We start from the raw sequence: 25,893 nt of genomic DNA, 5'->3' as shown, positions 1-25,893 counted from the left end.
GCGTGGCTCCTTCAGCGCTTGATGGCGGGCGCAGTGGTCTTGCCGCCCTTGCCGTTGACGCCCATGTACACGGCCAGTGCCACGGTCACGTCGCTGGCGTAGCCCGGGTACGGAAAGCGCTGCTGGCGGAAGCAGTCGTTCAGCCGACGTTGCATGCCCCACAGCTCGCCCGACGACACACGGTACGCCGGCCAGGCGCCGAAGCCTTCACCGGCGCCGGGGTTCTTCGTGAGGTTGGGCAGGTCTTGCAGGCGGATGCGCTTGCCGTCGGCGCCGTGGCAGGTGGCGCAGGCAAAGTCGTGCGGACCGGCGCGCAGGAAGAACAGGCGCTTGCCCACTTCGTACGCACGGCGTTCGCCCGCATGCGACTGCGGCAGGTTCAACGGCAGGCCTTTCGATTCGGCCGAGATCCACGCCACCAGCCCCTCGAGGTTCTTCTGCTCGCCCTGGCCGAACGGCGTCTTGGCGATGGCGGCGGCGTCGAAGCCCTGCAGCGTTTCCATGCAGGTGAGCAGGCGCGACTCCATGTCCTGCACGCGGCCGGTGTCGGGAAAGTAGCGCGGCAGTTCGGCGAACGCGCCCTTCACCACGCCCGGGCCCTTGCCGAGGTCGCACTTCTCCATCGACGCGCCCTTGGGGCCGCGCTTCTGTTTCCAGAGGTCTTCGCCCTTGGCCTCGAACAGTTCGGCGGGGTTGCCGTCCTGCAGCAGCGCGCGGTACTCGGCGATGCCTTCGGCCGTGGTCTTCTGCGCCGCGGCGGGCAGTGCGATGCTGCCGGCCAGCACCAGCAGGCTCAGGCATGTGGTTGTCCTCATGGGGCCGCCTTTTTTTCTCGTGGGGAACACAACACGCGAGCGAGCGCCCGCGTGGGCGAAGAAAGCGTCAGCTGACGGTGGCTTCGTCGGTGCGGGTGTCGCCGCGGTTGTCCTTCCAGGTCACGGCGATCTTGTCGCCGGCCTTCGCGCCCTTCAGCGTGAACTGCATGAAGGGGTTCTTCGACACCGCCGGGCCCCAGTCGGCCGTGAGCACGGTCTTGCCGTTGAGCGAGGCCGTGACCTCCTGGATGAACCAGGCGGGGATGGTCTTGCCGGCGGCGTCCTTGCGCTGGCCGGTTTCCATTTCGTGCGCCATGAGGATGCGCACGGTCGTCTTGTCGCCCGCGGCCTGGGCGCGGATGCGCATGGGATCTGCCATGGTGGTCTCCTTCTTCTCGTCGTGTTCTGTGTGTGAAGCCCGCCGCTCAGCCGCCGCAGCCGCCGAGCGTGACCTTGACTTCCTTCTTGGCGAAGAGCGCCTTGCCGTCGTTCATGACCGCGATCGCGTACACGTCGGATGACTGGCCCAGCTTGGCGCGCGTGGTGAAGTTCGACTCGACGAACTCCGAGGTGTTGAAGATCGCGACCACGGCGTTGGGGTTCTTCTCGACCAGCAGCATGAGCTGCTTCACGCCGGGCAGGGCGGTGGCCACGCTGAGCGGCACCACGGCGCCGTTCTCGGCGATGTCGGGGCCGGTGATGGTGACGTCCTTGCTCTCGGTGGGCGCGCCGGTGACGCCGACGGCCTTGAGCGCGTCGGCCACGCTCTTGGCGTCGAAGGCGTCTTTGGAATACGCGAGGGCGGTGGCGGGGAGCCAGCCGGCGGTGACCGCCAGGCCTGCGAGGGCGGCGGACTGCGTGAGCATCTGTCTGCGGTTTTTCATGGGGTTGTCTCCTGTCGAATCATGGTCCGGCGCTGTCGGCGAGCCAGCGTGCGATGGCCTTGGCATCATCGTCGCCGAGGGTCTGCGGCGGCATCGGGATCGCCCCCCAGACGCCGGTGCTGCCCGCCTTGATCTTCTGCAGCAGGTGGTCGGTCTGGCCGGGGTACTTTTTCGCGATGTCCGAGAAGGCGGGGCCGACGAGCTTTTGCGTCATGCCATGGCAGGCGGTGCAGCTGTTCTTCTCGAGCAGCGCCACGGGCACTTTCGGTGCGGCAGCCGGTGCGCTGGTCTTCACTGCAGCAGCGGGTGCGGCGGTGGCGATGCCGCGCTGCGCACCCACCAGCCGGTTCTGGTCGGCGAGGTTGCCGTGGCTGCCGCGCGCATGCGGCGGCAGTTGCGCGACGGACGACGCCGCCGGCACGCAGTCGCGCATGCAGGCCACGGCCGACACGTCGGGCTTGGCCGCGCGGCCGAACTCGCTGCCGGGCCACATCGCGTGCGCGGTGGTGCCGCCGTTGCGATTGGGCATGCGGGCCTGCACCTCGCGGATGTTCTTGTCGGACAGCGTGAAGTCGTCGGGCACGATGCCGCCGAGGTTCAGCATGTAGGCGGTGACGGCGTACACGTCGTCGGGCGAGAGCGACTTGGGCTGGTTCCACGGCATGGCGCGGTACACGTAGTCCCACACGGTCGACAGGCTCGTGACCTTCATCAGCGTGGTGCGGCCCGGGAACGCCGGGTCTTTCAGGCGCGCGACGTGGCCGCTCTTGATGTCCTCGGCCGTGGTACCGCCGACGATGGGGCTGAACACCTGGTTCGACTCGCCGAACACGCCGTGGCACGAGGCGCACTTGCCTTCCCACAGGTCCTGCCCGCGCGTGACGGAGCCCGAGCCGGGCGGCAGCCCCTTGAAGTCGGGACGCACGTCGATGTCCCACGCGGCCACTTCCTTGGGCGTGGCGTCGCGGCCGATGCCGGCGTAGCCTGCCGCCTTGGGCTGTGCCCATGCGGCTGCGCTGCCAGCGAAGACCAGCAACAGCAGCGCGCGCTTAGGAAAGCTGGACATTCGCCACCTCCCCGTTCGCCTGCACCTGCCACGACTGGATGGCGTTGTTGTGATAGATCGAGCGCGTGCCGCGCACCGCGCGCAGCTGCTTGTAGCTGGGCTGCACGTAGCCGGTGTCGTCCATCGCGCGGCTCTGGATGATGGCGGGCGTGCCGTCCCACACCCAGTCGATGTTGAAGCGCGTGAGGCACTTCGAGAGCACGGGCGATTCGAGCCGCGCGGTGCGCCAGTTGCGCCCGCCGTCCACGCTCACGTCCACGCGCTTCACCTTGCCGCGCCCCGACCATGCGAGGCCGGTGATGTTGTAGAAGCCCTTGTCGAGCAGCATCTGCCCGCCCGAGGGCGTGGTCACGACGCTCTTGCATTCCTGGATGCTGGTGTACTGGCGGTGCTGGCCGTCGGGCATGAGGTCGACGTAGTGCACGGTCTCGTCCTTGGCACCGTAGGGCTGGTCGCCGAGTTCGATGCGGCGCAGGTACTTGACCCAGCTCACGCCCTGCACGCCCGGCACCACGAGCCGCAGCGGGTAGCCCTGCTCGGGCCGCAGCATTTCGCCGTTCTGGCCGTAGGCCACGAGCACCTCGCCCGAGCGGATGAGGCTCATGGGAATGGTGCGCGTCATCGACGAGCCGTCGGCGCCTTCGGCGAGCACGAAGCGCTCGCCCTTGAGGTCGGCGCCCGCCATCTCGAGCAGCGTGATCAGCGGCACGCCGGTGAACTCGCTGCACGACAGCATGCCGTGCGTGTACTGGGCCGTCGGCACGGCGACGTTGCCCCACTCCATGCCGGTGTTGGCGCCGCACTCGATGAAGTGAAAGCGCGACACCGAGGGCAGCCGCATCAGCTCGTCGAGCGTGAAGACCTTCGGCGTCTTCACCATGCCGTTGACCATCAGCCGGTGCTTCGACGGATCGATGTCCCACCAGCCCTGGTGGTGCCGCTCGAAGTGCAGGCCGCTGGGCGTGACGATGCCGAACAGCGACTGCAGCGGCGCGAACGACACCGAGGCCTGCGCGGTCGGCGTGAGCCCCGGGCTCTGGCGGCGCTGCACATTGGCTTCGTATTTGGAAGGCTTGCCGTAGCCGTCGGTGACCACCGGCTGGCCGAGGCCCGTGCTGTGCGCGGGCAGGTTCAAGATGGCGGGGTCGCCGTCGCCCACGGCGGTGCGCGTTTGCGCGAGCGCGGACGACGTCGCTGCGGTGCCTGCAACGGCGGCGGCGAAGGCGTTGCGGATGAAGTCGCGCCGCCCCTTGCCGGCTTCGGCGAAGACGGCGCGCACGCCCTGCGCGTCGAGAAAGTTCTCGGGTGCCTTGCGCACCTGCCCGGTCTGCTGGATGCTGCCGCTCATCGCGTCGCGTCCGTGGGCCTTACTTGGCGCCGCCCAACACCCAGGCGGCCAGCGCCTTGGCATCGGCCTCGCTCATCGTGGGCTGGGCGGGCATGGGCACGGCGCCCCACTTGCCGGTGCTGCCCTTCTGGATGCTCGCGGTGAGCGCGGCGAGCGCGTCGGCCTGGCCGGTGTACTTCTTCGCGACGTCGAGGTAGGCGGGGCCGACCAGCTTCTTGTCGACCGCGTGGCAGGCGAGGCAGGCGTTCTTCTGGGCCAGTTCCTTGTTGGCAAGGGCCGGTGTCGACAGCAGCAAGGCGGTGACAGCGACGGCGAGCGACGGCAGCAGCAACTTCAATTCGGTCTCCTCGAAACGCGCCCCGAAGCGGCCGGTTTCATCGTTAAATAAGTAAATCGTTATGTATTGATTTTAGGGACGATCGTGAACAAGGGAAGGGCTTTGCCCTTGGGGGAAACCCGTTCGGTTTCGCCATGCATAACGTCAGCCGCGCACGGCGGTGCGCGCTTGCTGCAGGCGTGCTTCGAGGTAGGCGCCGTAGAAGTCCGAGTCGCCGCCGGTCAGACGCTCGGCGACCTCGCGGCCGTTGCGGCCGAAGAAGAGCACGGTCGGTGCGACGCTGACGTGCCACGCCTTGATGAGCGCGTCGTGCGTGCGCGCTGTGCCATCGAAATCGCGCACGCTGCGTGGATCACGAAATTCGATCTGCACCACGGGCAGGCCCGCGGCGAGTTCGGGCATGAGGTAGTGCTCGCGCACGATCTTGCAAAAGGGACAGCCCTGCAGGCTGGCCATGACGACCAGCGGTTGCGCGCGGGCCAGCGCCGCGGCGAGCGCGCCGGCCAGCGAGGCGGGCGCGGGCAATTGCACATCGGCCGCATGCACCGCCATCGGCGCCACGCACCACGCGGCGAGGCCCGCGACGAGCTGCCGGCGCGTGCGCTCGCCGCTCATCGCGCCTCCTGCTCCAGCAGCAGGTAAGTGTTGTAGGCGTTCATGCGGTTGGCCACCTTGAACAGCGGCCAGGCCTCGAAGCGTGACCAGTCGGTGGCGGCGTAGGCTTCGTCGAAAGGCGTCATCTCGGTGGCGGCTTTTTGCATCGCGCCGCGCAGAAAGACGAGGTAGTCGCGCGTCTGCCGCAGGTCTTGCGCGGGATCGTCCGACGCGGGGCCGTGGCCCGGCACGATGGTGCGTGCGTCGAGCGCGAGCAGCGCGTCGAGTGACGTGATCCAGTGCCGGCTGTCGGCCGAGCCCACGTAGGGCGTGCGGTTGCGGAACACGATGTCGCCGGTGAACAGCACCTTCTGCTGCGGCAAAAAGATGGCCAGGTCTTCGGGCGTGTGCGCGGGGCCGGCGGGCTGGATCACGAAGCGTGTGCCGCCGATGACGAGCTCGGTGCGCCCGTCGATCCACACGTCGGCCGGCACCAGCCGCGTGCGCTCGTCGATCCACGGCGCGAGCTCCTGGCGCGAGGCCTCGAGCCGCAGCCGCGCGGTGTCGGACGTGAGGTAGGTCTTGCCGCGCGCGTGCGCCACGATCTGCGCGCCCAGCGCCTTGAACACCTGCAGGCCGTAGATGTGGTCGGCGTGGTAGTGCGTGAGGATGACGTGGCTGATCGGCTTGGGCGTGAGCTTGCGGATCTCCTCCACCATGCGCTCGGCGACGGCGGGCGAGCCGAGCGCGTCGATCATCACGACGCTGTCGCGCGTGACGACGAAGCCGGCGTTGGAGATGAAGTTCTGGTTCTCCTTCGAGCCCAGCGCGGGAATGCCCTGCACGTAGTAGATGTCGGGCGCCACCGGCAGCGGGCGGATCTCGGGCGCGGCGAACGCGGCACTGGCGCTCAGCCAGAGCGCAGCGCACATCAGCAGCGCCTTCGCGCGAACGGCGGTGGGCCGGCACGGGAACATCGTGGGTCGTCTCCTGCGGGCTTGGCGGCGAGGGCCGCGGGCTTGCCCGGCTGTAAATATAAGCAGAAGATGATATTTTGCGGGCAACGACAACAGCCAGAGGGTTTCCCCATGAGACACGCATTCATCGCTTTCCTGCTCGCCATGGTCGCCACGTTCGCGGGCGCGCAGGAGACCAAGGTGGTCTACCACGTGAACACCGGCGTGGAGAGCAGCGCCGCCATCCTGGCGAACATCACGAACCACCTGAACGCGGAGCCGAAGGCGAAGATCGTCGTGGTCACGCACGGCCCCGGCATCGACTTCCTGCTGAGCGACGCGAAGGACAGCCGGGGCCGCGAGTTCAGCGGCCCGGTGAGCGCATTGGCCGGGCGCGGCGTGGAGTTCAAGGTGTGCAACAACACGCTGACCACGCGCAACATCGACGCGGGCAAGCTGCTGATGGAAACCAAGGTGGTGCCCTCGGGCGTGGCCGAGGTGGCGCGGCTGCAGGCGAAGGAAGGCTACGTCTACCTGAAGCCCTGAGGCGCGAAAGCCGGCTGACGCCGGCCTTCTTCTTCTCTTCTTATTCCTGCTCGATGGCGATCTGCACGCAGATGCTGCGGCACAGCGCCACCACGGTCTCGTTCGCGATGCTGTAGTAGATGCTCACGCCGTCGCGGCGTCGTGCGAGCACGCCCGCCTGGTAGAGCGTGTTCAGGTGCTGCGACATGTTGGGCTGCGTGGTGTCGATCTGCGCGAGCAGCTCGCTCACGTTCTTCTCGCCATTGCACAGCAGGCTCACGATCTTCAGCCGCATGGGCGCGGCCATGGCCCGGAACAGGTCGGCGGCCATGTCGAAGACCTCGTCCTCGGTGACAGCCGCGGACTTCTTACGGGGTTTGGTGGCCATGCTGAATAGGTTCATGCGCAGGTCGCAATGTACATCGGCCCTTGGCGACGCGAGCGATGTCCCGGCGGCCGTACGGCGATTGCGCGCCACCGCCGCGTCACAAAAGCGACGCGCCGCCCGTCTTCGGGGTGCGGGGATGTCCCCGCGCAACCACCCGGAGCACCCACCATGCACGCCACGCCAAAGATAGCCCTGCCCTATCGGGGCCATTGCCACGTCTTTCTCGACAGCGTTCGGACGCGATCTAATAATCAAAGCACTTTCTTTGATAAAAAAGCAGGTTGCGTATGAACAAACAATCCAGGACCTGGCTCGGCGCCGGTCTCACGGCCGCGGTGCTGGGCGCGGCGGGCTACGGGCTCGTGGCGAAGTTCCAGCCGGCCCATGCACAGGGCGGCGCCATGCCGCCGGCCAAGGTGGCGGTGGCCCCCGCGCGGCAGACCGAGATGGCGCGCTTTCTCGGCGGCATCGGCACGCTGGAGGCCAACCGGCAGGTCGAGGTGCCGGCCGAGGTGGAGGGACGGGTCGCGAAGATCCTCTTCACGCCGGGCGCGCAGGTGCGCGCCGGCCAGCTGCTGGTGCAGCTGAACGATGCACCCGAGCAGGGCGACCTCGAACGGCTGCGCGCCCAGCAGGCCAATGCCAGGGCCCTGCTCGAGCGCACGCGCCGCCTGCTGCCGCAGCAGGCCGCCACGCAGGAGCAGATGGAACAGGCGCAGGCCGCCTTCGACCAGGCCAGCGGCGAGCTGCGCCGCGTGCAGGCGCTCATCGAGCAGAAGCACATCCGGGCGCCGTTCGACGGCGTGCTGGGCATCCGCAAGGTCAACCTCGGCCAGTTCGTGCGCGCCGGCGATGCGCTGGTGTCGCTGACCGATGCGCGCACGCTGTTCGCCAACCTCACGCTGCCCGAGAACGCACTGCCGGCGCTGCGGCGCAACCAGGCGGTGGCGCTCGCGGTCGATGCCTACCCGGGCCGCGTGTTCCCCGCGAAGCTCAGCGCCATCGAGCCCATGATCGGTAGCGACACGCGCACCGTGCGGCTGCAGGCCACGGTCGACAACGCCGACGGCGCGCTCACGCCCGGCATGTACGTCAACGCCAAGGTGGCGCTGCCCGCGCGCGCCGACGCCATCGCGGTGCCTGAAACCGCCATCACCTACAGCACGCACGGCGACTCGGTGTTCGTGGTGCGCGCCGGCGAAAAAGGCGACGGCTTCTCGGTGCAGCAGGTGTTCGTGAAGACCGGCGAGCGGCAGGACGGCCTGGTCGTCGTCGAACAGGGCCTGAAGGCCGGCGAGCAGGTCGTCACCTCGGGCCAGCTGCGCCTGTACAACGGCGCGGCCGTGGCCCCGGCCGCGAAGGACACGCTGGCCCTGCAGGACGCGAAGTCATGAAGTTCACCGACCTCTTCGTGCGCCGGCCCGTGCTGGCGCTGGTGGTGAGCACGCTCATCCTGCTGCTCGGCGCGCGTGCGCTGGGCGACCTGCCGGTGCGCCAGTACCCGCTCACCGAGAGCACCACGCTCACCATCACCACGCAGTACCCCGGCGCCTCGCCGGAGCTGATGCAGGGCTTCGTCACGCAGCCGATCGCGCAGGCCGTGGCGACCATCGAGAACGTCGACTACCTGTCGTCGTCGTCCACGCTGGGCCGCAGCGTGATCAGCGTGCGCATGAAGCTCAACGCCGACGCCAACCAGGCGCTCACGCAGGCCATGGCGCAGGTCAGCCAGGTGAAGTACCGGCTGCCGGCCGAGGCCTTCGACCCGGTGATCCTCAAGTCGGCAGGCGAGGCCACGGCCGTGGCGTACGTGGGCTTCTCGAGCAAGACCATGCCGGTGCCGCAGCTCACCGACTACCTCTCGCGCGTGGTGCAGCCGCAGTTCGCGTCGATCGAGGGCGTCTCGGGCGTCGAGGTGTCGGGCGGACAGACGCTGGCGATGCGCGTGTGGCTGGACGCCAACCGCATGGCCGCGCGCGGCATTTCGGCCGGCGAGCTGGCCGACGCGCTGCGCCAGAACAACGTGCAGGCCGCACCCGGGCAGGTGAAGGGCCTGTACGTGGTGTCGAACATCCGCGTGAACACCGACCTGGTGAACGTGGCCGAGTTCCGCGACATGGTCATCAAGCGCGACGGTGACGCCATCGTTCGGCTGGGCGACGTGGCCACGGTGGAACTCGGTGCCGCGAGTGCCGACAGCAGCGCGACGATGGACGGCGACAAGGCCATCTACCTGGGCCTGCAAGCGGCGCCCAACGGCAACCCGCTGGTGATCGTGAAGCGCATCCGCGACCTGCTGCCCGGCATCAAGCAGAACCTCCCGCCGGGCGTGGAGGTGCAGCTGCCCTTCGAGCTCGCGCGCTTCATCGAGGCCTCGATCGACGAGGTGCAGAAGACGCTGCTCGAAGCCATCGCCATCGTGGTGCTGGTGATCTTCCTGTGCCTGGGCTCGCTGCGCGCGGTGCTCATTCCGGTGGTGACGATTCCGCTGTCGATGCTGGGCGCGGCGGCGCTGATGCTGCTGTTCGGCTTCAGCATCAACCTGCTCACGCTGCTGGCGATGGTGCTGGCCATCGGCCTGGTGGTGGACGACGCCATCGTGGTGGTGGAGAACGTGCACCGCCACATCGAGGAAGGCAAGTCGCGCGTGCAGGCCGCGCTGATCGGTGCACGCGAAGTGGCCGGCCCGGTGATCGCGATGACGCTCACGCTGGCCGCGGTGTACGCGCCCATCGGCCTCATGGGCGGGCTCACGGGGTCGCTGTTCAAGGAGTTCGCCTTCACGCTGGCGGGCGCGGTGGTGGTGTCGGGCGTGATCGCGCTCACGCTGTCGCCGGTGATGAGTTCGTTCCTGCTGCCGCAGGACGCCACGGCGGGCCGCATGGCGCGCTATGCCGAAGCCTTCTTCCACAAGCTGGCCACGGCCTACGGGCGGCTGCTCGACGTGTCGCTGCACCACCGCTGGGTCACGGGCCTGCTGGCCGCGGCCGTGCTCGTGAGCCTGCCCTTCCTGTACAACGCGGCGCAGCGCGAGCTGGCACCCGGCGAAGACCAGGCGATGGTGATGACCGTCATCAAATCGCCGCAGCACGCCAACATCGACTACGTCGAGAAGTTCGGCCAGAAGTGGGACGAGGTGCTGGCCAAGTTGCCCGAGAACACCGGCCGCTGGCTCATCAACGGCTCGGACGGCGTGTCCAACAGCATCGGCGGCGTGCAGCTGTCCGACTGGAACGCTCGCCAGCGCAACGCCGACCAGATCCAGGGCGACGTGCAGGGCGGCATGAACGAGGTCGAGGGCAGCAGCGTGTTCGCCTTTCAGCTGCCGTCGCTTCCCGGTTCGACCGGCGGGCTTCCGGTGCAGATGGTGATCCGCAGCGCGGGCGACCACCGCAGCGTGTTCGAGGCGATGGAAACGCTGAAGAAGGCGGCGCGCGAGAGCGGCAAGTTCGCCGTGGTCGACAGCGACCTGGAGTTCAACAACCCCGTGACCGAAGTGCGCGTGGACCGCGCCAAGGCCAACAGCATGGGCGTGACCATGAAGGCCATCGGCGACACGCTGGCCGTGCTGGTGGGCGAGAACTACGTCAACCGCTTCGGCATGGACGGCCGCTCGTACGACGTGATTCCGCAGTCGCCGCGCGACCAGCGGCTCACAGCCGAGGCGCTTTCGCGCTACTTCGTGAAGAGCGCGAGCGGCCAGCCCGTGCCGCTGGCCAACCTGGTGACGCTGTCGACCAGCGTGGGGCCCAACAAGCTCACGCAGTTCAACCAGCTCAACGCCGCGACCTTCCAGGCCATTCCGATGCCGGGCGTGACCATGGGCGACGCCGTGGCGTTCCTGAGCGAAGAGGCGAAGAAGCTGCCGGCCGGCTTCAGCTACGACTGGCAGTCGGACGCGCGCCAGTTCACGCAGGAGGGCTCGGCGCTGGTGATGGCCTTCGTGTTCGCGATCGTGGTGATCTACCTGGTGCTGGCCGCGCAGTACGAGAGCCTGCGCGACCCGCTGATCATCCTGGTCAGCGTGCCGATGTCGATCTGCGGCGCGCTGGTGCCGCTGGCGCTGGGCTTTGCCACCATCAACATCTACACGCAGATCGGGCTGGTGACGCTCATCGGGCTCATCAGCAAGCACGGCATCCTGATGGTGGAGTTCGCCAACGAGATCCAGGAGCGCCTGAACCTGGAGCGCCGCGCCGCCATCGAGCAGGCCGCGCGCATCCGGCTGCGCCCGATCCTGATGACCACGGCCGCGATGGTGGTGGGCCTCGTGCCGCTGCTGTTCGCGAGCGGTGCTGGCGCCAACAGCCGCTTCAGCATCGGCCTGGTGATCGTGGTCGGCATGCTGGTGGGCACGCTGTTCACGCTGTTCGTGCTGCCCACCATGTACACGCTGCTGGCGCGCGACCACCGCACGGTGGGCCGCTCGCAGCGCGCCGCCGAACTCGAGGCGCTGGTGGCGCGCGAGCCCGCCTGACGACACCGGGAGCATGACCATGACGACAAGACTTTTCTCCTACGCTGCACCGTTCGCCCTCAGCCTGCTGGTGCTGGCCGGTTGCGCGGTGGGGCCGAAGTACGCCGCGCCGAACGACGCGCCGGTGGCCATCGCCGCCCCCGAGCGCGCGCTGTTCGCGCCCGACGCGGTGCAGCGCGACTGGTGGCGCCAGCTCGACGACCCGCAGCTCGACGCGCTCATCGAGCGTGCGCTGGCCGGCAACCACGACATCCGCATCGCCCACGCGCGGCTGCTGGAAGCGCGTGCGATGCAGACCGAGGCCGAGCTCGACCGCCTGCCGGTGGTGACGCTGGGCGCCAGCAAGACGCGCAGCATCGCGCAGGGCAACGGCGTGCCGGCCGATGCGCGCACGCTGGCCCAGAGCAGCCGCGCCGGCTTCGACGCCGGCTGGGAGATCGACCTCTTCGGCCGGCTGCAGCGCCTGGACGAAGCCGCCACCGCGCGCGCCCAGGCGAGCGCGGCCGACCTTGAGCAGGTGCGCATCGTGGCCGTGGCCGAACTGGCGCGCAACTACTACGAGATGCGCGGCGCCGAGCAACGCCTGGCCGTGACGCAGCGCACCCTCGAGAGCCTGCGCCAGAGCCTGCGCGTGACCGAGGCGCAGGTGCGCACCGGGCGCGGCCTCGAAGGCGACCTGGCCAGCGCGCAGGCCAACCTGGCCAGCACCGAGAGCCAGCTGCCCGCGCTCGAGACCACGCGCCGCCAGGCCGCCCACCGCGTCGCCGTGCTGGCGGGCCTGCGCCCGGCCGAGCTGACGCCGATGCTGCAGCCGCACCCGCTGCGCGTGCTCGACAAGCGCCTGCCCATCGGCGACCTGGGCGAACTGCTGCGCCGCCGACCCGACGTGCTGCGCGCCGAGCGCGGCCTGGCCGCCAGCACCGCCGACGTGGGCGCGGCCACGGCCGAGCTGTACCCGCGTGTCGACATCGGCGGCTTCCTGGGCTTCATCGCGCTGCGCGGTGCCGACCTGGGCAGTTCGTCGAGCCGCGCCTTCAGCGTCACGCCCGGCGTGAGCTGGCCTGCGCTGCGGCTGGGCTCGGTCAAGGCCCGCCTGCGTGGCGCCGAGGCGCGTGCAGAGGGCGAGCGCGCCGTCTACGAACAGACCGTGCTGCGCGCCATCGAGGACGTCGAAAGCGCCCTCACCGGCTACGGCCAGAACCAGTTGCGCCTGCAGCGGCTGCTGGAGGCCTCGGCCCGCAGCGGCCGCGCCGCCGAGCTGGCCGAAGTGCGCTACCGCGAAGGCGCCGCACCCTACCTGAGCGTGCTCGACGCGCAGCGCACCCTGCTGCGCGCCCAGGATGCCGTGGCCGAGGCCGAAACCGCCTCGTTCACCAGCCTCGTGGCGCTTTACAAGGCGCTCGGCGGGGGGTGGCAAGCGCCCACGGATGCGAGGGGAGGCCCAACCACCTGACAATGACGCTGTTTTCCTCCCACGACCGAAGCTGCCATGTCCGCCCCCGATGCCACCAAGCCCACCTGGATGCCGCACCAGCCGGCAGACCGCATCCTCTCCACGCTGAAGACCCGTGGCGCGCTCGGCATCCCCGACATCGCCAAGGTGCTGCACGTGACGGTCGAGGCGGTGCGCCAGCAGATGTCCAAGCTCGAGACCGAAGGGCTGGTGGACGCCGAGAGCCGCTCCAGCGGCCGCGGCCGTCCGACCCAGATCTGGCGGCTCACCGGCGAGGGCCACCGGCGCTTTCCCGACACGCACGCCGAGATGACGGTGCAGATGATCAGCGCCGTGATCAGCGTGTTCGGCGAAAAGGGCATGGACCAGCTCATCGGCGCGCGCGAAGCCACCATGCGCGCCACCTACACCGAGGCCATGCGCGGTGCGCGCAACCTCGAGACGCGGCTCGAACGGCTGGCGGACATCCGCAGCCGCGAGGGCTACATGGCCGAGTACCGGGCCGAGGGCGACGGCTTTCTCTTCATCGAGAACCACTGCCCCATCTGCACCGCGGCGCAGGCCTGCACCGGCTTTTGCCGCAGCGAGCTGCAGCTCTTCGACGAGGTGCTGGGGCCCGAGGCCGACGTGAGCCGTGTCGAACACGTGCTCGCGGGCGCACGGCGCTGCGCCTACCGCATCGTGCCCAAGGCCCGCGCCTGAGGCACCCTCTTTTGTCTTTATCCACCAACTAGAAAGAAAGGCTCCACCATGGAACACACCCTTCCCCCGCTGCCGTACGCCATCGACGCACTGGCCCCCGAGTATTCGAAGGAAACGCTCGAGTTCCACCACGGCAAGCACCACAACGCCTACGTGGTGAACCTGAACAACCTGCAAAAGGGCACCGAGTTCGAAGCGATGACGCTCGAAGAGATCGTCAAGAAGTCCAGCGGCGGCATCTACAACAACGCCGCCCAGATCTGGAACCACACCTTCTTCTGGAACTGCATGAAGCCTCAAGGCGGCGGCGCACCCACCGGCGCGCTGGCCAAGGCCATCGACGCCAAGTGGGGCAGCTACGACGCCTTCAAGGAAGCCTTCGTGAAGTCGGCCGTCGGCAACTTCGGTTCGGGCTGGACGTGGCTGGTGAAGAAGGCCGACGGTTCGGTGGACATCGTGAACACCGGCGCCGCCGGCACGCCGCTGACCACCGCCGATACCGCGCTGCTGACGGTGGACGTGTGGGAACACGCGTACTACATCGACTACCGCAACCTGCGCCCGAAGTTCGTCGAAACCTTCCTGGCCAAGCTGGTGAACTGGGACTTCGCAGCGAAGAACTTCGGCTGAAGCCCACGCTTTCGGCATGAAGAAAAAGCCGGCCTGCGGGCCGGCTTTTTCATGGGCGCGCCGTCACCATCCAGTCGATCCAGCGCGCCACGTGCGCCTGGTCGAGGTCGAAGTAATGGGTGTGGGCGCCCAGGCCGAGGCAGGCCTCGTGCTCGGCCGCGACGCACCAGGCTGGTGGCGTCGTCACCTGCTCGTAAGGCTTGTCGTCCGCGCCCCAGAGCCAGCGGCCCACGTAGTCGCCCGCCGTGTAGAGGTTGACCCAGCGCGCCACGCCGACCTGCGCCGCGCTCGGCCCGCCGCCGTTCGCGTCTTCCGCCGTCACCCAGCCGTAGAGGTGCGGAAAGCGCGCCGCATACAACTGGCGCAGCGGGCAGCCGGCGGTGAGCAGCAGGAGGCGGCTCTTGTTGAGCGCCGCCCAGAGGTCGGTCACCCGCGCATCGACCTGCTGCGCGGCGCGGAACTGCAGGTAGCGCAGCAGCTCGGTGGAGATCACCGTGCCCTGGCTGTGGGCCACGATCACGATGCGGTCGTAGCCCTGCGCCGCCACGTGCTCCAGCAGCGACACGTAGCGCGAGAAGATGCGCGCGCGCGGGATGGCGCGGCGCGGAAACTCGCGGAAGTGGCCGTCGACGTCCAGCGCCACGTCGAGCGGCATGCGCAGGCCCGGCACGGTGCGCGTGAGAAAACCGCCGAGCAGCGAGACGGAAGCGGCCAGCGTGGCGGCGGTGAAGATCAGCGGCTTGAGCCCGCTCTGCGACAGCGCCGACACCCAGATCACCGCATCGTCGATCCACCCGCCGACCGAGACATTGCACTGCTTGAGCACCAGCAACAGGGCCACCGCGAAGGCGACCACCACGCTGGCGCTGGTCAGCACGGCGACGAAGCGGTCCAGCCGCCGGTAGCCCGCGCCGAGCCAGCGGCCCAGGCCCTGCGAGGTGCCGAAGGCCACCTTGAGCTCGGCGAACAGGCTGGGCACCAGCACCGCCACCAGGTAGGCCAGCAGCGACAGCGTGAGGCCGGCCGTCAAGGCGAAGGCCTGCGTGCTCCGTTCATAGCGGTCGTGCAGAAAGTTCGCACCGTCGCCCCAGCACATGTCCTTGGAAAACCAGAACGGTGCATAAGAAACGCCCCGTGCACCCAACTCCACCAGATTGGTCAGCACGGCCCACGCCACCATCGTCAGTGCCACGAACGCCGCCAGCGACACGAACAGCCCCAGCCGACCCGTGGCGATGCTGGCGCGCGCGGCGGCGTCGCGGTCGGGCACCGTCTCCCCGGCGAGCAGCCAGGCGATGAGCAGCACGCCGGCCACGCCCCACCAGGCCACGACGCCCAGCAGCAGGTACTCGACCACCCGCATGCCGGCGCGCACCCAGTGGCGCAGGTCGTCCGTAGCGCCCGCGGCCGAGGCGTTGATCGCCACATGCACCAGCAGCGCCATCGCGGTCAGCGCCATCAACCCCAGCCCCCAGGTGCGCGCCGCCGGAAAGCGGTCGCGCGCGATGCGCAGGGCGCGGTCGGCCAACGCGGCGAGCAGCGCCAGCCAGGCCACGCCGACCACCCAGTGCGCGGGCACCAGCGCCCACAGGAACCAGCCCGCCAGCAGCGCGTACAGGCCCACCACGATCCGCGAGGAGGCCTGGGTGCGCGCCTGGTAGCAGTACCACCAGATCGCCAGCACCGGCACCGCCACGGCCAGCACCCGGCGCAGCAGTTCGGTGAGCGACAACGCATGGGGCGCGGGCTCGACCCGCGCCAGTCCGCCAAGCCCCGCGATCACCAGCCCGACCAGCAGCAGCTGCAGGAACAGGTTCGCCAGCAGGTTGGCAAAGGCCCAGTCGAGCGCGGTCTGCAACGAGGCCAGGCAGGCCCAGCGCCGCGCGCCCGGCGGCCGGGGCTTCCTGTTCACGCCGGCCGCTTCGGCGGCGCGGTCCACCGCGTCGCGGCCCAGCTGCGAGAGGCGGAACACGATGGTGAACAGCTCGGCGACGATACGCGCCACCGAGCCCGGCAGGCGCGACAGGTCGGCCCAGTACATCTCGTGCACGTCGATGCGCTGCTGCACCGGCTGCCCGTGGGCATCGGTGGCGTCGCGCGTCATGCGCACGCGCGTGGCCTCGTAGGCCTCGTGGTCGGGCTCGGCGCGCTGCGACTTGAACAGCAGGTAGTCGCTGAAAGCGATGTCGGGGTTGCTCTTCTTCAGCTCGCGCGGGGTGAGCGGCCCGCGCCCCTTGGCGGCACGCACCACGCCCGCGTCGTCGGCCTCGGCGGTCGAGATCCAGTCGTCGGCGCTGAAGTCCGAGGTCTTCGACTGCCGCATGGCCTTGCGCACGGGCGGCACGTAGGCCTTCTGCGCGGCGGCGCCTTCGGTGGCGGCCTTCTCGTTCTTGTCTTGATGCCCCGTGCGCTGCTGCACCATCGACGTCAGCGGCGGCACCGGCAGCAGATGGCTGTCGCAGTCGGCCTGGCGGTAGGTGGCGCCGGGGCCGGGGTGGTTGAGCATCAGCGAGGCAATGGCGCGGGCCGTGTCGCCGGCCTTCTGGTCGGCCACGCCGTGGATGGCGATGACCGCGACGCGCTCGGGGCGCGCGGGTGGTTCAGGCGTTGACTGCTCGGGCGGCGGTGCGCTCATGTGGGAACTCCTCCAAGCCAGGCCGGTGCATGGCAGGAGGAATTGTCCGCAGCGCGCTGCCCTTGGCTTCCCCCAAACGGGGGATGCCGGATGGACAGGGGCCCCTCAGACGTTGATGAGGTTCAGGATGTTCCCGTCCGGGTCCTTGAACCACGCGACCTTCATGTCGCCCATGACGTGGATGTCGCCCGCGAGCGTGGTGTCGGGCATGTCGTAGTGCTCGAAGCGCACGCCCTTGGCCTTGAGCGCGGCCACGAGGCGCTCGATGTCGCCGTCGACCGACCAGGTCACGGCCGTGGCCTGGTTGGTGCCCGCGAAGGCCGAGCGGTAGACGTTGAGCCGCGTGTTGCCGCTGCGGTAGACGACGACCTCGTCGCCTTCGGCATCGACCTGCGCCAGGCCGAGCGTGTCTTCGTAGAAGCGTCGGGCCACGGCGAGGTCTTTCACCGCCAGGTTGGCCACTGCATTGATGTGTCCGAGCATGGGTGCCTCCTGCAAAGAGGATGGGCGCCCGGAAGCCGCCGAGCGCCGGGCGAGCCAGAAATACTCAACCATTTGGTGGAGTATTCGACGCGCGATGGGCGGTGTCAAGGCGTCCGAAAGTACGCACCGCCCCGCGTTCTGCCCCCGCCAGCCGAGACGAGGGCCATCGCGAACCGCGAAAACCCCGCGCCGGCAGTTCCGGCAGACTGCATCCCCCCTGCCCCCAGAACGAGACAATGCCCCCCATGACCCCATCGAACTTCCTCCGTCCGCTGGCCTTCGCGCTGGCCTTCACCGCCGTGGCGGCCACCGCCCCGGCCCACGCCCAGACCGCCGCCTACCCCGCCAAGCCCATCCGCATGGTCGTGCCCTTCCCGCCCGGCGGCGGCACTGACATCCTGGCGCGCCTGGTCGCGCAGAAGCTCACCGAGGCCAACCACTGGACCGTGGTGCCCGACAACCGCGCGGGCGCCGGCGGCACCATCGGCATCGCCGAGGCCGCGCGCGCCACGCCCACGGGCTACGACATCGTGATGGGCCAGAAGGACAACATGGTCGTCGCGCCCTGGCTCTACAAGAGCCTGAGCTACAACCCGGTGAAGGACCTCACGGCCGTGGCCCACGTGGCCTACACGCCCGTGGTGATCGTCACGCAGGCCAACTCCAAGTTCAAGACGCTGGACGACGTGGTGAAGGCCGCGCGCGCCGCGCCCGACACCATCACCTACGGCTCGCCGGGCAACGGCACCACCATCCACCTGGCCGGCGAGATCTTCAACGGCGCGGCCAAGATCAAGATGCGCCACGTGCCCTACAAGGGCTCCAACGCGGCCATGATGGACGTGCTCGCGGGCAACGTCGACCTGATGGTGTCGTCGGTGCCCTCGGCCATGGCCCAGATCAAGGCCGGCAAGCTGCGCCCGCTGGCCGTCACCTCCGCCAAGCGCAGCACCTCGCTGCCCGACACGCCCACCGTGGCCGAGCTGGGCTACAAGGACTTCGACGTGAGCACCTGGTACGGCGTCTTCGTGCCGGCCGGCACGCCCAAGGACGTGGTCGCCACGCTGAACGCGGCGATCAACAAGCTGCTGGCCACGCCCGAGATGAAGGCGGCCATCATTGCCCAGGGCGCGGAGCCGCAGAGCATGACGCCGGAGCAGTTCGCCGCGCTGCTGAAGACCGACTACGAGAAGTGGAAGGGGATCGTGCAGGCTTCGGGCGCGACGATCGAGTAAGAGGGGTTTTCACCAGGAACACCGCGGAACCGGCTTTGCCGGGCCGCTGGTGTTGCCCCCGGTAGGGGGTTGGCGAAGCGACACGAAGTGCGCGAAGCCTGGGGGCGAGCTCAATCAGGCACGAACTTGGCGTTGAAGATCTCGACGTCCGCCGCGTCCTCGAAGGTCGCCACCTGCCCCATCTTTCCGTCGCTCATGCGGCAGGCCGAGAACAGGCTGTAGCGGCCCTTGAAATAGAACTCGTCCATCACGATCAGCGCGTACGGGTAGGGCACGAACACCTGGTGCTCGAAGACGATGCGGTGCACGTTCCTCGGCGATGGGAAGAGCTTGTATTCGACGGTGTCGATGGACTTTGCGGTGGCCATGATGTGGTCGCCGTGCTCAGGCCGGGTCGCGCACGTCGGCCACGGGGTTGCTGCCGAAGTCCGCGCGCGCCAGGTAGGCGAGCACCTTGGCCGCCGCGCTCTGGGGGCTGTCGAGCCGGCCTTCTTCCTTCATGCTCACGAAACGCGTGCGGTCCGGGAACTGTTCGGCCGAGGCGCCGCGCAGCTGCACCTGCATGTCGGTGTCGATGATGCCGGGCGCCAGCGACACGATGCGCGCGCCGTTCGGCGCATGCACCTCTTCGAGCGCCACGGCGCGCGAGAAATGGTCCATGCCGGCCTTGGCCGCGCAGTACGGCGCCTGGCTGCCCAGGGCGTTGCGGCCCAGGCCCGACGAGATGTTCAGCACCTTGCGCGCGCCGCGCCATTCGCGCGTGCCGCCCAGGAAAGCGGCCGTGAGCAGCATCGGCGCCTCGAGCCCGATGCGCAGCGCCTGGGCCAGTTCGGCCGGCACGGCGCGCGACAGCGGCGCGGGGTTGCCGACGGTGCCGGCGTTGTTGATGAGCGTGACGCTGTCGAAGCGCTGGCCGTCCAGCGTGCGCAGCCAGTCCGACAGGCGCGCCGCGGCGGCCACCGGGTCGGACAGGTCCTGCTCCCATTGCGTCAGTTCGGCGCCGGCCGCCTTGGGGGCTTCGGCGAGTTCGGGCGAGGACTTGCGCGCAATGCCGAGCACCGTGTGGCCGGCCTGCAGCAGCTGTTCGGCCATGGCACGGCCCAGGCCGCGCGAGGCGCCGGTGATGACGGTGAGGTGGGAAGAGGCGGAGGTGGTCATGGTTGTGTAGGGGCAAGAGAAGGCCGCAAGGCTAAGGGATATCGAAAGGCCGCGCGCGTCAGCCGGTACGGAACTGGGCGCGCAGGAAGTTGCGATGCCGGGCGATGTGCTGCAGCTGCGCGGGTGCGATGGAGCCGCCGAGGTCGACCTCGTCCGCGCCGTTGAGCACCGCGTTGGCGTTCGCCATGGCGCGGGCCACGACCTCTTCCTCGCTCACGCCGAGCTGCGCCGCCAGGTCGAGCGCGACGCGGCGCATGGCGCGCTGCGACAGCATCCACATCGCGCCGAAGCGGTCCCAGGCCAGCGCGGCCTCTTCCGACTTCTCGCGGTCGGCCAGGATGTCCTTGAGCGGGCGCGCCAGGATCTCGTTGAGCGCGTCGATCTGTTCGCCCAAGGCCTCGGCGCGGTCGATGGCTTCTTCCAGCGTCGGGCCGTCGTCTTCCTCGTTGCGGGCCTGCGTGGCCTGTTGCTGCTGCGGCGGCAGAAAGCTCGCCTGGGCGTCGGCGGGCACGATCTGCAGGTGGTCGGAGAGGGCCATGTTTTTTTCTTTCAGTTCGAGGTGCTGTTGTTCTTGCGGCTGGACATCGCGGTGGCGCGCAGGCCCGGCAGGTCGAGCACGCGCAGGCCACCGTACTCCACGCGGATCAGCCCCTGTGCCGACAGCGCATTGAGCGCCTCGTTCACGCGCTGGCGCGACAGGCCCACAAGGTACGCCAGTTCCTGCTGCGTGATGCGCAAGACCTCGCCCACGCCGGGGTACAGCACCGGGTTGAACAGCGACACCAGGTTGCGTGCCACGCGCGCGTCGGGGTTGTTGAGGCGGTCGATCTCCAGCGCCGCGATGAACTGGCCCAGCCGCTCGTTGAGCTGGTTCATCACGAAGCGGTTGAAGCCGATGGAGTGGTCCAGCAGCCAGTGGAAGCTCTCGATCGGCAGCCCCGCCACGAGGCTGCGGCGCAGCGCCTGGATGTTGTAGCGGTAGGGCTCGCGCTTCATCACCGTGCCCTCGCCGAACCAGCCGCCGGGCGGCACGCCGGTGTAGGTGACCGAGCCGCCGTCGGCGTTGTCGTTGCTCATCTTCAGCAAGCCCTCGACCACGCCGAACCAGTAGGTGGGCGAGCGCCCGACGCGGCACACCAGGTCGCCGGGCTCGGCCTCGCCCACCACGAGCGTGGCCTCGGCGCGGCGGCGCTCGGCGGGCGTGAGCGTGGGCAGCCACGGAATGCCGTCGAGCTCGGCCGCATTGGCAGGGCGCACGCGGTCCTTGATGGAACCGCCGAGCACGTTCTGTGGGGTGAGGTTGCCAGGAGGCATCGGGAAACTCCGGGGAGTAGTGTCCCTAGGATTGTCGTTGGAACGACAACCGGGCGTCAAAGTGGGACCTACGATCCGGCCACTGTGCAAACCACCGCCCCCACCTTCCCCCGTCTGCTGCTCGCGCATGCCGAGGCCCGTCCCGAGGCTCCCGCCGTGCGCGAAAAAGACCTTGGCATCTGGCAAACCTGGACCTGGAACGCCGTGGCGCAGGAAGTGCGCGAGATGGCCTGCGGTCTGGCAAGCCTTGGCTTCAAGGCCTTCGACAACCTTGCGATCGTCGGTGCCAACCGGCCGCACCTGTACATGGCCGTGCTCGCCGCGCAAAGCCTGCGCGGCGTGCCCGTGCCGCTGTACCAGGACGCGGTCGCCAGCGAGATGGTCTTCATGCTGAACGACGCGTGCATCGAGTTCGTCATCGTCGAAGACCAGGAGCAGGTCGACAAGCTGCTCGAATGCCGCGAACTGCAGCAAGGCCAGGAGGGCCAGCAGCAGGGCATCCGCCACATCATCTACGACGACCCGAAGGGCCTGCGCCACTACGAGCAGCCGGGGCTCATGAGCTACGAGCAGCTGCGCGAGCTGGGCCGGGCCTTCGACAAGGCCAACGCCGGCTACTACGACCGCGCCGTGGCGAGCGGCGAGGCGTCCGACGTCGGCGTGATCCTCTACACCTCGGGCACCACCGGCCGCCCCAAGGGCGTGTGCCAGACGCACGCCAGCTTCATCGCGGCGGGGCGCGGCGGCGTCGAGACCGACAAGCTCGGCCCCGGCGACAACATCATGAGCTACCTGCCGATGGCGTGGGTGGGCGACCACCTGTTCTCGGTGGCGCAGTGGCTGGTGGGCGGCTTCACGCTCAACTGCCCCGAGTCGGCCGAGACGGTGATGAACGACATGCGCGAGATCGGCCCGAGCTACTACTTCGGCCCACCGCGCACCTTCGAAGGCCTGCTCACGGCCGTGTCGATCCGCATGGAAGACGCGGCCGCGCCCAAGCGCTGGCTGTACGCGAAGTTCATGGCGCTGGCACAGCGCGTGGGCGCCGACATCCTCAACGGCGCGCCCGTGAGCACCGGCGACCGCGTCATGTACAGCCTGGGCAACCTGCTGATCTACGGCCCGCTGCGCAACGTGCTGGGCATGAGCCGCATCCGCGTGGCCTACACGGCCGGCGCGGCCATCGGGCCCGACCTGTTCCGCTTCTACCGCTCGATCGGCGTGAACCTCAAGCAGTTCTACGGCCAGACCGAGACCTGCGCCTACGTGTGCCTGCAGCAGGACGGCAAGGTCAAGCTGCAGACCGTGGGCACGGCGGCGCCGGGCATCGAGCTGAAGATCGCCGACGACGGCGAGGTGCTGGTGCGCGGCGTGTCGGTGCTCAAGGAGTACTACAAGCGCCCCGACGCCACCGCCGAAGTGCTCGACGCCAACGGCTACTTCCACACCGGCGACGCGGGCGTGCTCGACAGCGAAGGGCACCTGCGCATCATCGATCGCGCCAAGGACGTGGGCCGGCTCGTGGGCGGCGCGATCTTTGCGCCCAACTACATCGAGAACAAGCTCAAGTTCTTCCCGCAGATCAAGGAAGCCGTGTGCTTCGGCAACGGCCGCGACGAGGTCTGCGCCTTCGTCAACATCGACTTCGAGGCCGTCGGCAACTGGGCCGAGCGCCGCGGCCTGGCCTACGGCGGCTATGTGGACCTGGCCGGCAAGCCCGAGGTGCTGACGCTGGTGGCCGAGTGCATCGCCAAGGTCAATGCCGACCTCGCGGCCGAGGACGGCATGGGCGAGACGCAGATCGCGCGCTTCCTCGTGCTGCACAAGGAGCTCGACCCCGACGACGACGAGCTGACCCGCACGCGCAAGGTGCGCCGCGGCTTCATCGCCGAGAAATACGCCGTGCTGGTCGACGCGCTGTACGGCGGCAAGACCGCGCAGTACATCGAGACCCAGGTCAAGTTCGAGGACGGACGCACGGGGGTTGTCAGCGCCACGCTGAAGATCAACGACGCCAAGACCTTCCCCATCGTGAAGGCCGCCGCATGAGCAATCGAAAAATTGGCGACGTCATCCTCGACGTCCAGAACATCAGCCTGAGCTTCGGCGGCGTGAAGGCGTTGACCGACATCAGCTTCAACGTGCGCGAGCACGAGGTGCGGGCCATCATCGGCCCCAACGGCGCGGGCAAGAGCTCGATGCTGAACTGCATCAACGGCGTGTACTGGCCGCAGCAGGGCTCCATCACCTTCCGCGGCCAGACCTTCAAGCACATGAACTCGCGCCAGGTGGCCGAGATGGGCGTGGCGCGCACCTTCCAGAACCTGGCGCTGTTCAAGGGCATGAGCGTGCTCGACAACATCATGACCGGGCGCAACCTCAAGATGAAGAGCGGCCTGTTCGCACAGGCGCTGCGCTGGGGCCCGGCCGAACGCGAGGAGCTGCAGCACCGCGAGTTCGTCGAGCACATCATCGACTTCCTGGAAATCCAGGCGCACCGCAAGACGCCGGTGGGCCGCCTGCCCTACGGCCTGCAAAAGCGCGTGGACCTCGGCCGCGCGCTGGCGATGGAGCCGCAGGTGCTGCTGCTGGACGAACCCATGGCCGGCATGAACGTCGAAGAGAAGCAGGACATGAGCCGCTTCATCCTCGACGTGAACGACGAGTTCGGCGCGACCATCGTGCTCATCGAGCACGACATGGGCGTGGTGATGGACATCTCCGACCGCGTGGTGGTGCTGGACTACGGCAAGAAGATCGGCGACGGCACGCCGGATGAAGTTCGGAACAACGAAGACGTGATCCGGGCGTACCTCGGCGTGGAGCATTGACCATGGGATTTTTCCTCGAAACCCTTTTCGGCGGCCTCATGGTCGGCATGCTGTATTCGCTGATCGCGATCGGCTTCGTGCTGATCTACAAGGCCTCGGGCGTCTTCAACTTCGCGCAGGGCGCGATGGTGCTGTTCGCGGCGCTGGCCATGGCGCGCTTCGCCGAGTGGTTCCCGCAGTGGTTCGGCTTCCAGAGCCAGATCCTCGCGAACATCCTGGCCTTCATCGCCGCGATGGCGGTGATGATCGTGGTGGCCTGGCTCATCGAACGGCTGGCGCTGAGCAAGCTGGTGAACCAGGAAGGCATCACACTCCTGATGGCCACGCTGGGCATCGCCTACTTTCTCGACGGCGTGGGCCAGACGATCTTCGGCAACGACATCTACAAGATCGACGTGGGCATGCCCAAGGAACCGCTGATGGTGCTCGAAGGCACCTTCCAGGGCGGCCTGCTGCTGAGCCAGGAAGACCTGATCGCCGCGCTGGTGTCCGCCGCACTGGTGGTGGTGCTGGCCATCTTCTTCCAGAAGACCGCCACGGGCCGGGCGCTGCGCGCGGTGGCCGACGACCACCAGGCCGCGCAATCGATCGGCATTCCGCTGTCGCGCATCTGGGTGATCGTGTGGTCGGTGGCCGGTTTCTCGGCCCTGGTGGCCGGGATCATCTGGGGCTCCAAGCTCGGCGTGCAGTTCTCGCTCTCGCTGGTGGCGCTCAAAGCTCTGCCGGTGGTGATCCTCGGCGGGCTGACCTCGATCCCCGGCGCCATCATCGGCGGCCTGCTGATCGGTGTCGGCGAGAAGCTGTCTGAAATCTATCTCGGCCCCATGCTCGGTGGCGGCATCGAGATCTGGTTTGCCTACGTGCTGGCACTGGTCTTCTTGCTGGTTCGCCCGCAAGGCCTGTTCGGCGAAAAAATCATCGATCGGGTCTGACTGACATGTTCTACAGAGAAAACGGCCAGTTCAAGTCGAGCTACCGCGCCGACCAACAGATCTTCCCGATCGCGCAGGACCGCCTGGCGATCCTGGTGCTGCTGCTCGTGGCGTTCGTCGTGGTGCCGATGGGCGTGTCCGACTACTGGATGCGCGCCATCCTCACGCCCTTCCTGATCCTGTCGCTGGCGGCGCTCGGCCTGAACATCCTGGTCGGCTACTGCGGCCAGATCTCGCTGGGCACCGGCGCTTTCATGGCGGTGGGCGCGTACGCGGCCTACAACTTCCAGGTGCGCATCGACGGCATGCCGCTCATCGCCTCGCTGCTGCTGGGCGGGCTGTGCGCCACGGTGATCGGCGTGCTGTTCGGCATTCCGAGCCTGCGCATCAAGGGCCTGTACCTGGCGGTGGCCACGCTGGCCGCGCAGTTCTTCACCGACTGGGCCTTCCTGCGCATCCAGTGGTTCACCAACAACTCGTCGTCGGGCTCGGTGAGCGTGGCGGGGCTGAACGTGTTCGGCGTGCCGATCGAGTCGCCGGTGCAGAAGTACCTGTTCTGCCTGATCTTCGTGGTGGTGTTCGCACTGCTCGCCAAGAACCTGGTGCGCAGCGCCATCGGCCGCGAATGGATGGCGATGCGCGACATGGACGTGGCCGCCGCGGTGATCGGCATCCGCCCGGTGTACGCCAAGCTCACGGCCTTCGCGGTGAGCAGCTTCATCGTCGGCGTGGCCGGCGCGCTGTGGGGCTTCATTCACCTGGGCGCGTGGGAGCCGGCGGCGTTCAGCATCGACCGTTCGTTCCAGCTGCTGTTCATGGTGATCATCGGCGGGCTCGGCTCGATCATGGGCAGCTTCTTCGGCGCCGCCTTCATCGTGCTGCTGCCGCTCTTCCTGAACCAGTTGCCGGGGTGGCTGGGCTTCTCGATCTCGACCGCACTGGCCTCGCACCTGGAGACCATGATCTTCGGCGCGCTGATCGTGTTCTTCCTGATCGTGGAGCCGCACGGCCTGGCACGGCTGTGGTCCACGGCCAAGGAAAAGCTGCGGCTGTGGCCCTTCCCGCACTGACAGTTCTGGTTCGTTGTTGTTCGTTCGTAAAAACCCGGCACCGAGGTGCCCACAAAAGGA

Annotated in this window: 26 protein-coding genes; 11 read left to right on the top strand and 15 right to left on the bottom strand. The window is 68.5% G+C overall.

Annotation, left to right across the window (positions count from 1 at the left end):
• Positions 1-11: 11 nt before the first annotated feature.
• The 8 genes from soxA to AC1RAA_RS21325 form a co-directional block, all read right to left on the bottom strand.
• Positions 12-815, bottom strand: coding sequence for a sulfur oxidation c-type cytochrome SoxA (soxA, locus tag AC1RAA_RS21360; RefSeq protein WP_492730483.1), 804 nt, complete (start codon positions 813-815; stop codon positions 12-14).
• A gap of 67 nt (positions 816-882) precedes the next feature.
• Positions 883-1,194, bottom strand: a complete 312-nt coding sequence (soxZ, locus tag AC1RAA_RS21355; protein ID WP_172438442.1) for a thiosulfate oxidation carrier complex protein SoxZ — start codon at positions 1,192-1,194, stop codon at positions 883-885.
• A gap of 46 nt (positions 1,195-1,240) precedes the next feature.
• The gene (soxY, locus tag AC1RAA_RS21350) at positions 1,241-1,699 is read right to left on the bottom strand and encodes a thiosulfate oxidation carrier protein SoxY (protein WP_492730481.1); all 459 of its coding nucleotides are present in this window, start codon (positions 1,697-1,699) and stop codon (positions 1,241-1,243) included.
• 19 nt (positions 1,700-1,718) lie between these two features.
• Positions 1,719-2,765, bottom strand: a complete 1,047-nt coding sequence (locus tag AC1RAA_RS21345) for a c-type cytochrome (protein WP_492730479.1) — start codon at positions 2,763-2,765, stop codon at positions 1,719-1,721.
• Positions 2,749-4,113, bottom strand: coding sequence for a sulfite dehydrogenase (soxC, locus tag AC1RAA_RS21340; RefSeq protein WP_095747119.1), 1,365 nt, complete (start codon positions 4,111-4,113; stop codon positions 2,749-2,751). Before soxC ends, AC1RAA_RS21345 begins: the two co-directional genes overlap by 17 nt.
• Positions 4,114-4,132: 19 nt before the next feature.
• Positions 4,133-4,450 carry a c-type cytochrome gene (locus AC1RAA_RS21335; protein WP_492730477.1) on the bottom strand — a complete coding sequence of 106 codons (318 nt, stop codon included), beginning with the start codon at positions 4,448-4,450 and terminating at the stop codon, positions 4,133-4,135.
• A 144-nt stretch (positions 4,451-4,594) separates the two neighbouring features.
• Complete coding sequence (locus AC1RAA_RS21330; protein ID WP_492730475.1) at positions 4,595-5,065, bottom strand: thioredoxin fold domain-containing protein; 471 nt, start codon at positions 5,063-5,065, stop codon at positions 4,595-4,597.
• Positions 5,062-6,021 carry an MBL fold metallo-hydrolase gene (locus tag AC1RAA_RS21325; RefSeq protein WP_492730473.1) on the bottom strand — a complete coding sequence of 320 codons (960 nt, stop codon included), beginning with the start codon at positions 6,019-6,021 and terminating at the stop codon, positions 5,062-5,064. The genes AC1RAA_RS21330 and AC1RAA_RS21325 overlap by 4 nt, the downstream gene beginning before the upstream one ends.
• 111 nt (positions 6,022-6,132) lie before the next feature.
• Between AC1RAA_RS21325 and AC1RAA_RS21320 the strand changes: the two genes are divergently transcribed.
• Complete coding sequence (locus tag AC1RAA_RS21320; protein ID WP_062473859.1) at positions 6,133-6,546, top strand: DsrE family protein; 414 nt, start codon at positions 6,133-6,135, stop codon at positions 6,544-6,546.
• Positions 6,547-6,586: 40 nt separating this feature from the next.
• Here AC1RAA_RS21320 and AC1RAA_RS21315 read toward each other — a convergent pair whose 3' ends face one another.
• Positions 6,587-6,913 carry an ArsR/SmtB family transcription factor gene (locus tag AC1RAA_RS21315; protein ID WP_062473861.1) on the bottom strand — a complete coding sequence of 109 codons (327 nt, stop codon included), beginning with the start codon at positions 6,911-6,913 and terminating at the stop codon, positions 6,587-6,589.
• A 287-nt stretch (positions 6,914-7,200) separates the two neighbouring features.
• Here AC1RAA_RS21315 and AC1RAA_RS21310 point away from each other — a divergent pair, with 287 nt between their 5' ends.
• The 5 genes from AC1RAA_RS21310 to AC1RAA_RS21290 are packed head-to-tail and all read left to right on the top strand — an operon-like array spanning position 7,201 to position 14,175.
• Positions 7,201-8,307, top strand: a complete 1,107-nt coding sequence (locus AC1RAA_RS21310; RefSeq protein WP_492730471.1) for an efflux RND transporter periplasmic adaptor subunit — start codon at positions 7,201-7,203, stop codon at positions 8,305-8,307.
• Entirely contained in the window at positions 8,304-11,390 is a 3,087-nt protein-coding gene (locus AC1RAA_RS21305; protein WP_492730469.1) for a MexW/MexI family multidrug efflux RND transporter permease subunit, read from the top strand. Before AC1RAA_RS21310 ends, AC1RAA_RS21305 begins: the two co-directional genes overlap by 4 nt.
• 13 nt (positions 11,391-11,403) lie before the next feature.
• Positions 11,404-12,843: an efflux transporter outer membrane subunit gene (locus AC1RAA_RS21300; protein WP_492730467.1), complete on the top strand. Its 1,440-nt coding sequence runs from the start codon at positions 11,404-11,406 to the stop codon at positions 12,841-12,843.
• A gap of 36 nt (positions 12,844-12,879) precedes the next feature.
• Positions 12,880-13,545 carry a helix-turn-helix transcriptional regulator gene (locus AC1RAA_RS21295; protein WP_070063058.1) on the top strand — a complete coding sequence of 222 codons (666 nt, stop codon included), beginning with the start codon at positions 12,880-12,882 and terminating at the stop codon, positions 13,543-13,545.
• A gap of 48 nt (positions 13,546-13,593) precedes the next feature.
• On the top strand, positions 13,594-14,175 hold the full coding sequence (locus AC1RAA_RS21290; protein ID WP_095747126.1) for a superoxide dismutase: 582 nt from the start codon (positions 13,594-13,596) through the stop codon (positions 14,173-14,175).
• Positions 14,176-14,224: 49 nt separating this feature from the next.
• Here AC1RAA_RS21290 and AC1RAA_RS21285 read toward each other — a convergent pair whose 3' ends face one another.
• The gene (locus AC1RAA_RS21285) at positions 14,225-16,810 is read right to left on the bottom strand and encodes a hypothetical protein (protein WP_492730464.1); all 2,586 of its coding nucleotides are present in this window, start codon (positions 16,808-16,810) and stop codon (positions 14,225-14,227) included.
• Between the two features lie 105 nt (positions 16,811-16,915).
• Positions 16,916-17,293, bottom strand: coding sequence for a VOC family protein (locus tag AC1RAA_RS21280; RefSeq protein ID WP_390348012.1), 378 nt, complete (start codon positions 17,291-17,293; stop codon positions 16,916-16,918).
• 245 nt (positions 17,294-17,538) lie between these two features.
• Between AC1RAA_RS21280 and AC1RAA_RS21275 the strand changes: the two genes are divergently transcribed.
• A complete protein-coding gene (locus tag AC1RAA_RS21275; RefSeq protein ID WP_492730462.1) occupies positions 17,539-18,528 on the top strand; it encodes a Bug family tripartite tricarboxylate transporter substrate binding protein in 990 nt (329 codons plus the stop codon).
• Between the two features lie 110 nt (positions 18,529-18,638).
• Here the strand turns inward: AC1RAA_RS21275 and AC1RAA_RS21270 are convergent, their stop codons facing one another.
• Genes AC1RAA_RS21270 through AC1RAA_RS21255 form a run of 4 tightly spaced genes read right to left on the bottom strand, consistent with a single transcriptional unit; the run spans position 18,639 to position 21,000 of the window.
• Positions 18,639-18,896 (bottom strand): hypothetical protein, encoded by a 258-nt coding sequence (locus AC1RAA_RS21270; RefSeq protein WP_062473877.1) that lies wholly within the window; start codon positions 18,894-18,896, stop codon positions 18,639-18,641.
• Positions 18,897-18,912: 16 nt separating this feature from the next.
• Entirely contained in the window at positions 18,913-19,686 is a 774-nt protein-coding gene (locus AC1RAA_RS21265; protein WP_492730460.1) for an SDR family NAD(P)-dependent oxidoreductase, read from the bottom strand.
• Between the two features lie 58 nt (positions 19,687-19,744).
• The gene (locus AC1RAA_RS21260) at positions 19,745-20,224 is read right to left on the bottom strand and encodes a hypothetical protein (protein WP_062473882.1); all 480 of its coding nucleotides are present in this window, start codon (positions 20,222-20,224) and stop codon (positions 19,745-19,747) included.
• A gap of 11 nt (positions 20,225-20,235) precedes the next feature.
• A complete protein-coding gene (locus tag AC1RAA_RS21255; protein ID WP_492730458.1) occupies positions 20,236-21,000 on the bottom strand; it encodes a Crp/Fnr family transcriptional regulator in 765 nt (254 codons plus the stop codon).
• Between the two features lie 84 nt (positions 21,001-21,084).
• Between AC1RAA_RS21255 and AC1RAA_RS21250 the strand changes: the two genes are divergently transcribed.
• Genes AC1RAA_RS21250 through AC1RAA_RS21235 form a run of 4 tightly spaced genes read left to right on the top strand, consistent with a single transcriptional unit; the run spans position 21,085 to position 25,833 of the window.
• Positions 21,085-23,049, top strand: coding sequence for an AMP-dependent synthetase/ligase (locus AC1RAA_RS21250; protein WP_492730456.1), 1,965 nt, complete (start codon positions 21,085-21,087; stop codon positions 23,047-23,049).
• Positions 23,046-23,831, top strand: a complete 786-nt coding sequence (locus tag AC1RAA_RS21245) for an ABC transporter ATP-binding protein (RefSeq protein ID WP_062473888.1) — start codon at positions 23,046-23,048, stop codon at positions 23,829-23,831. The genes AC1RAA_RS21250 and AC1RAA_RS21245 overlap by 4 nt, the downstream gene beginning before the upstream one ends.
• A 2-nt stretch (positions 23,832-23,833) precedes the next feature.
• Positions 23,834-24,763, top strand: coding sequence for a branched-chain amino acid ABC transporter permease (locus tag AC1RAA_RS21240; protein ID WP_070062998.1), 930 nt, complete (start codon positions 23,834-23,836; stop codon positions 24,761-24,763).
• Between the two features lie 5 nt (positions 24,764-24,768).
• Positions 24,769-25,833, top strand: coding sequence for a branched-chain amino acid ABC transporter permease (locus AC1RAA_RS21235; protein WP_062473892.1), 1,065 nt, complete (start codon positions 24,769-24,771; stop codon positions 25,831-25,833).
• Positions 25,834-25,893: the final 60 nt, after the last annotated feature.

The organism is Variovorax sp. GW823-FHT04F07 (assembly GCF_058795995.1).
This window is presented reverse-complemented; position numbering and strand designations above follow the sequence as displayed.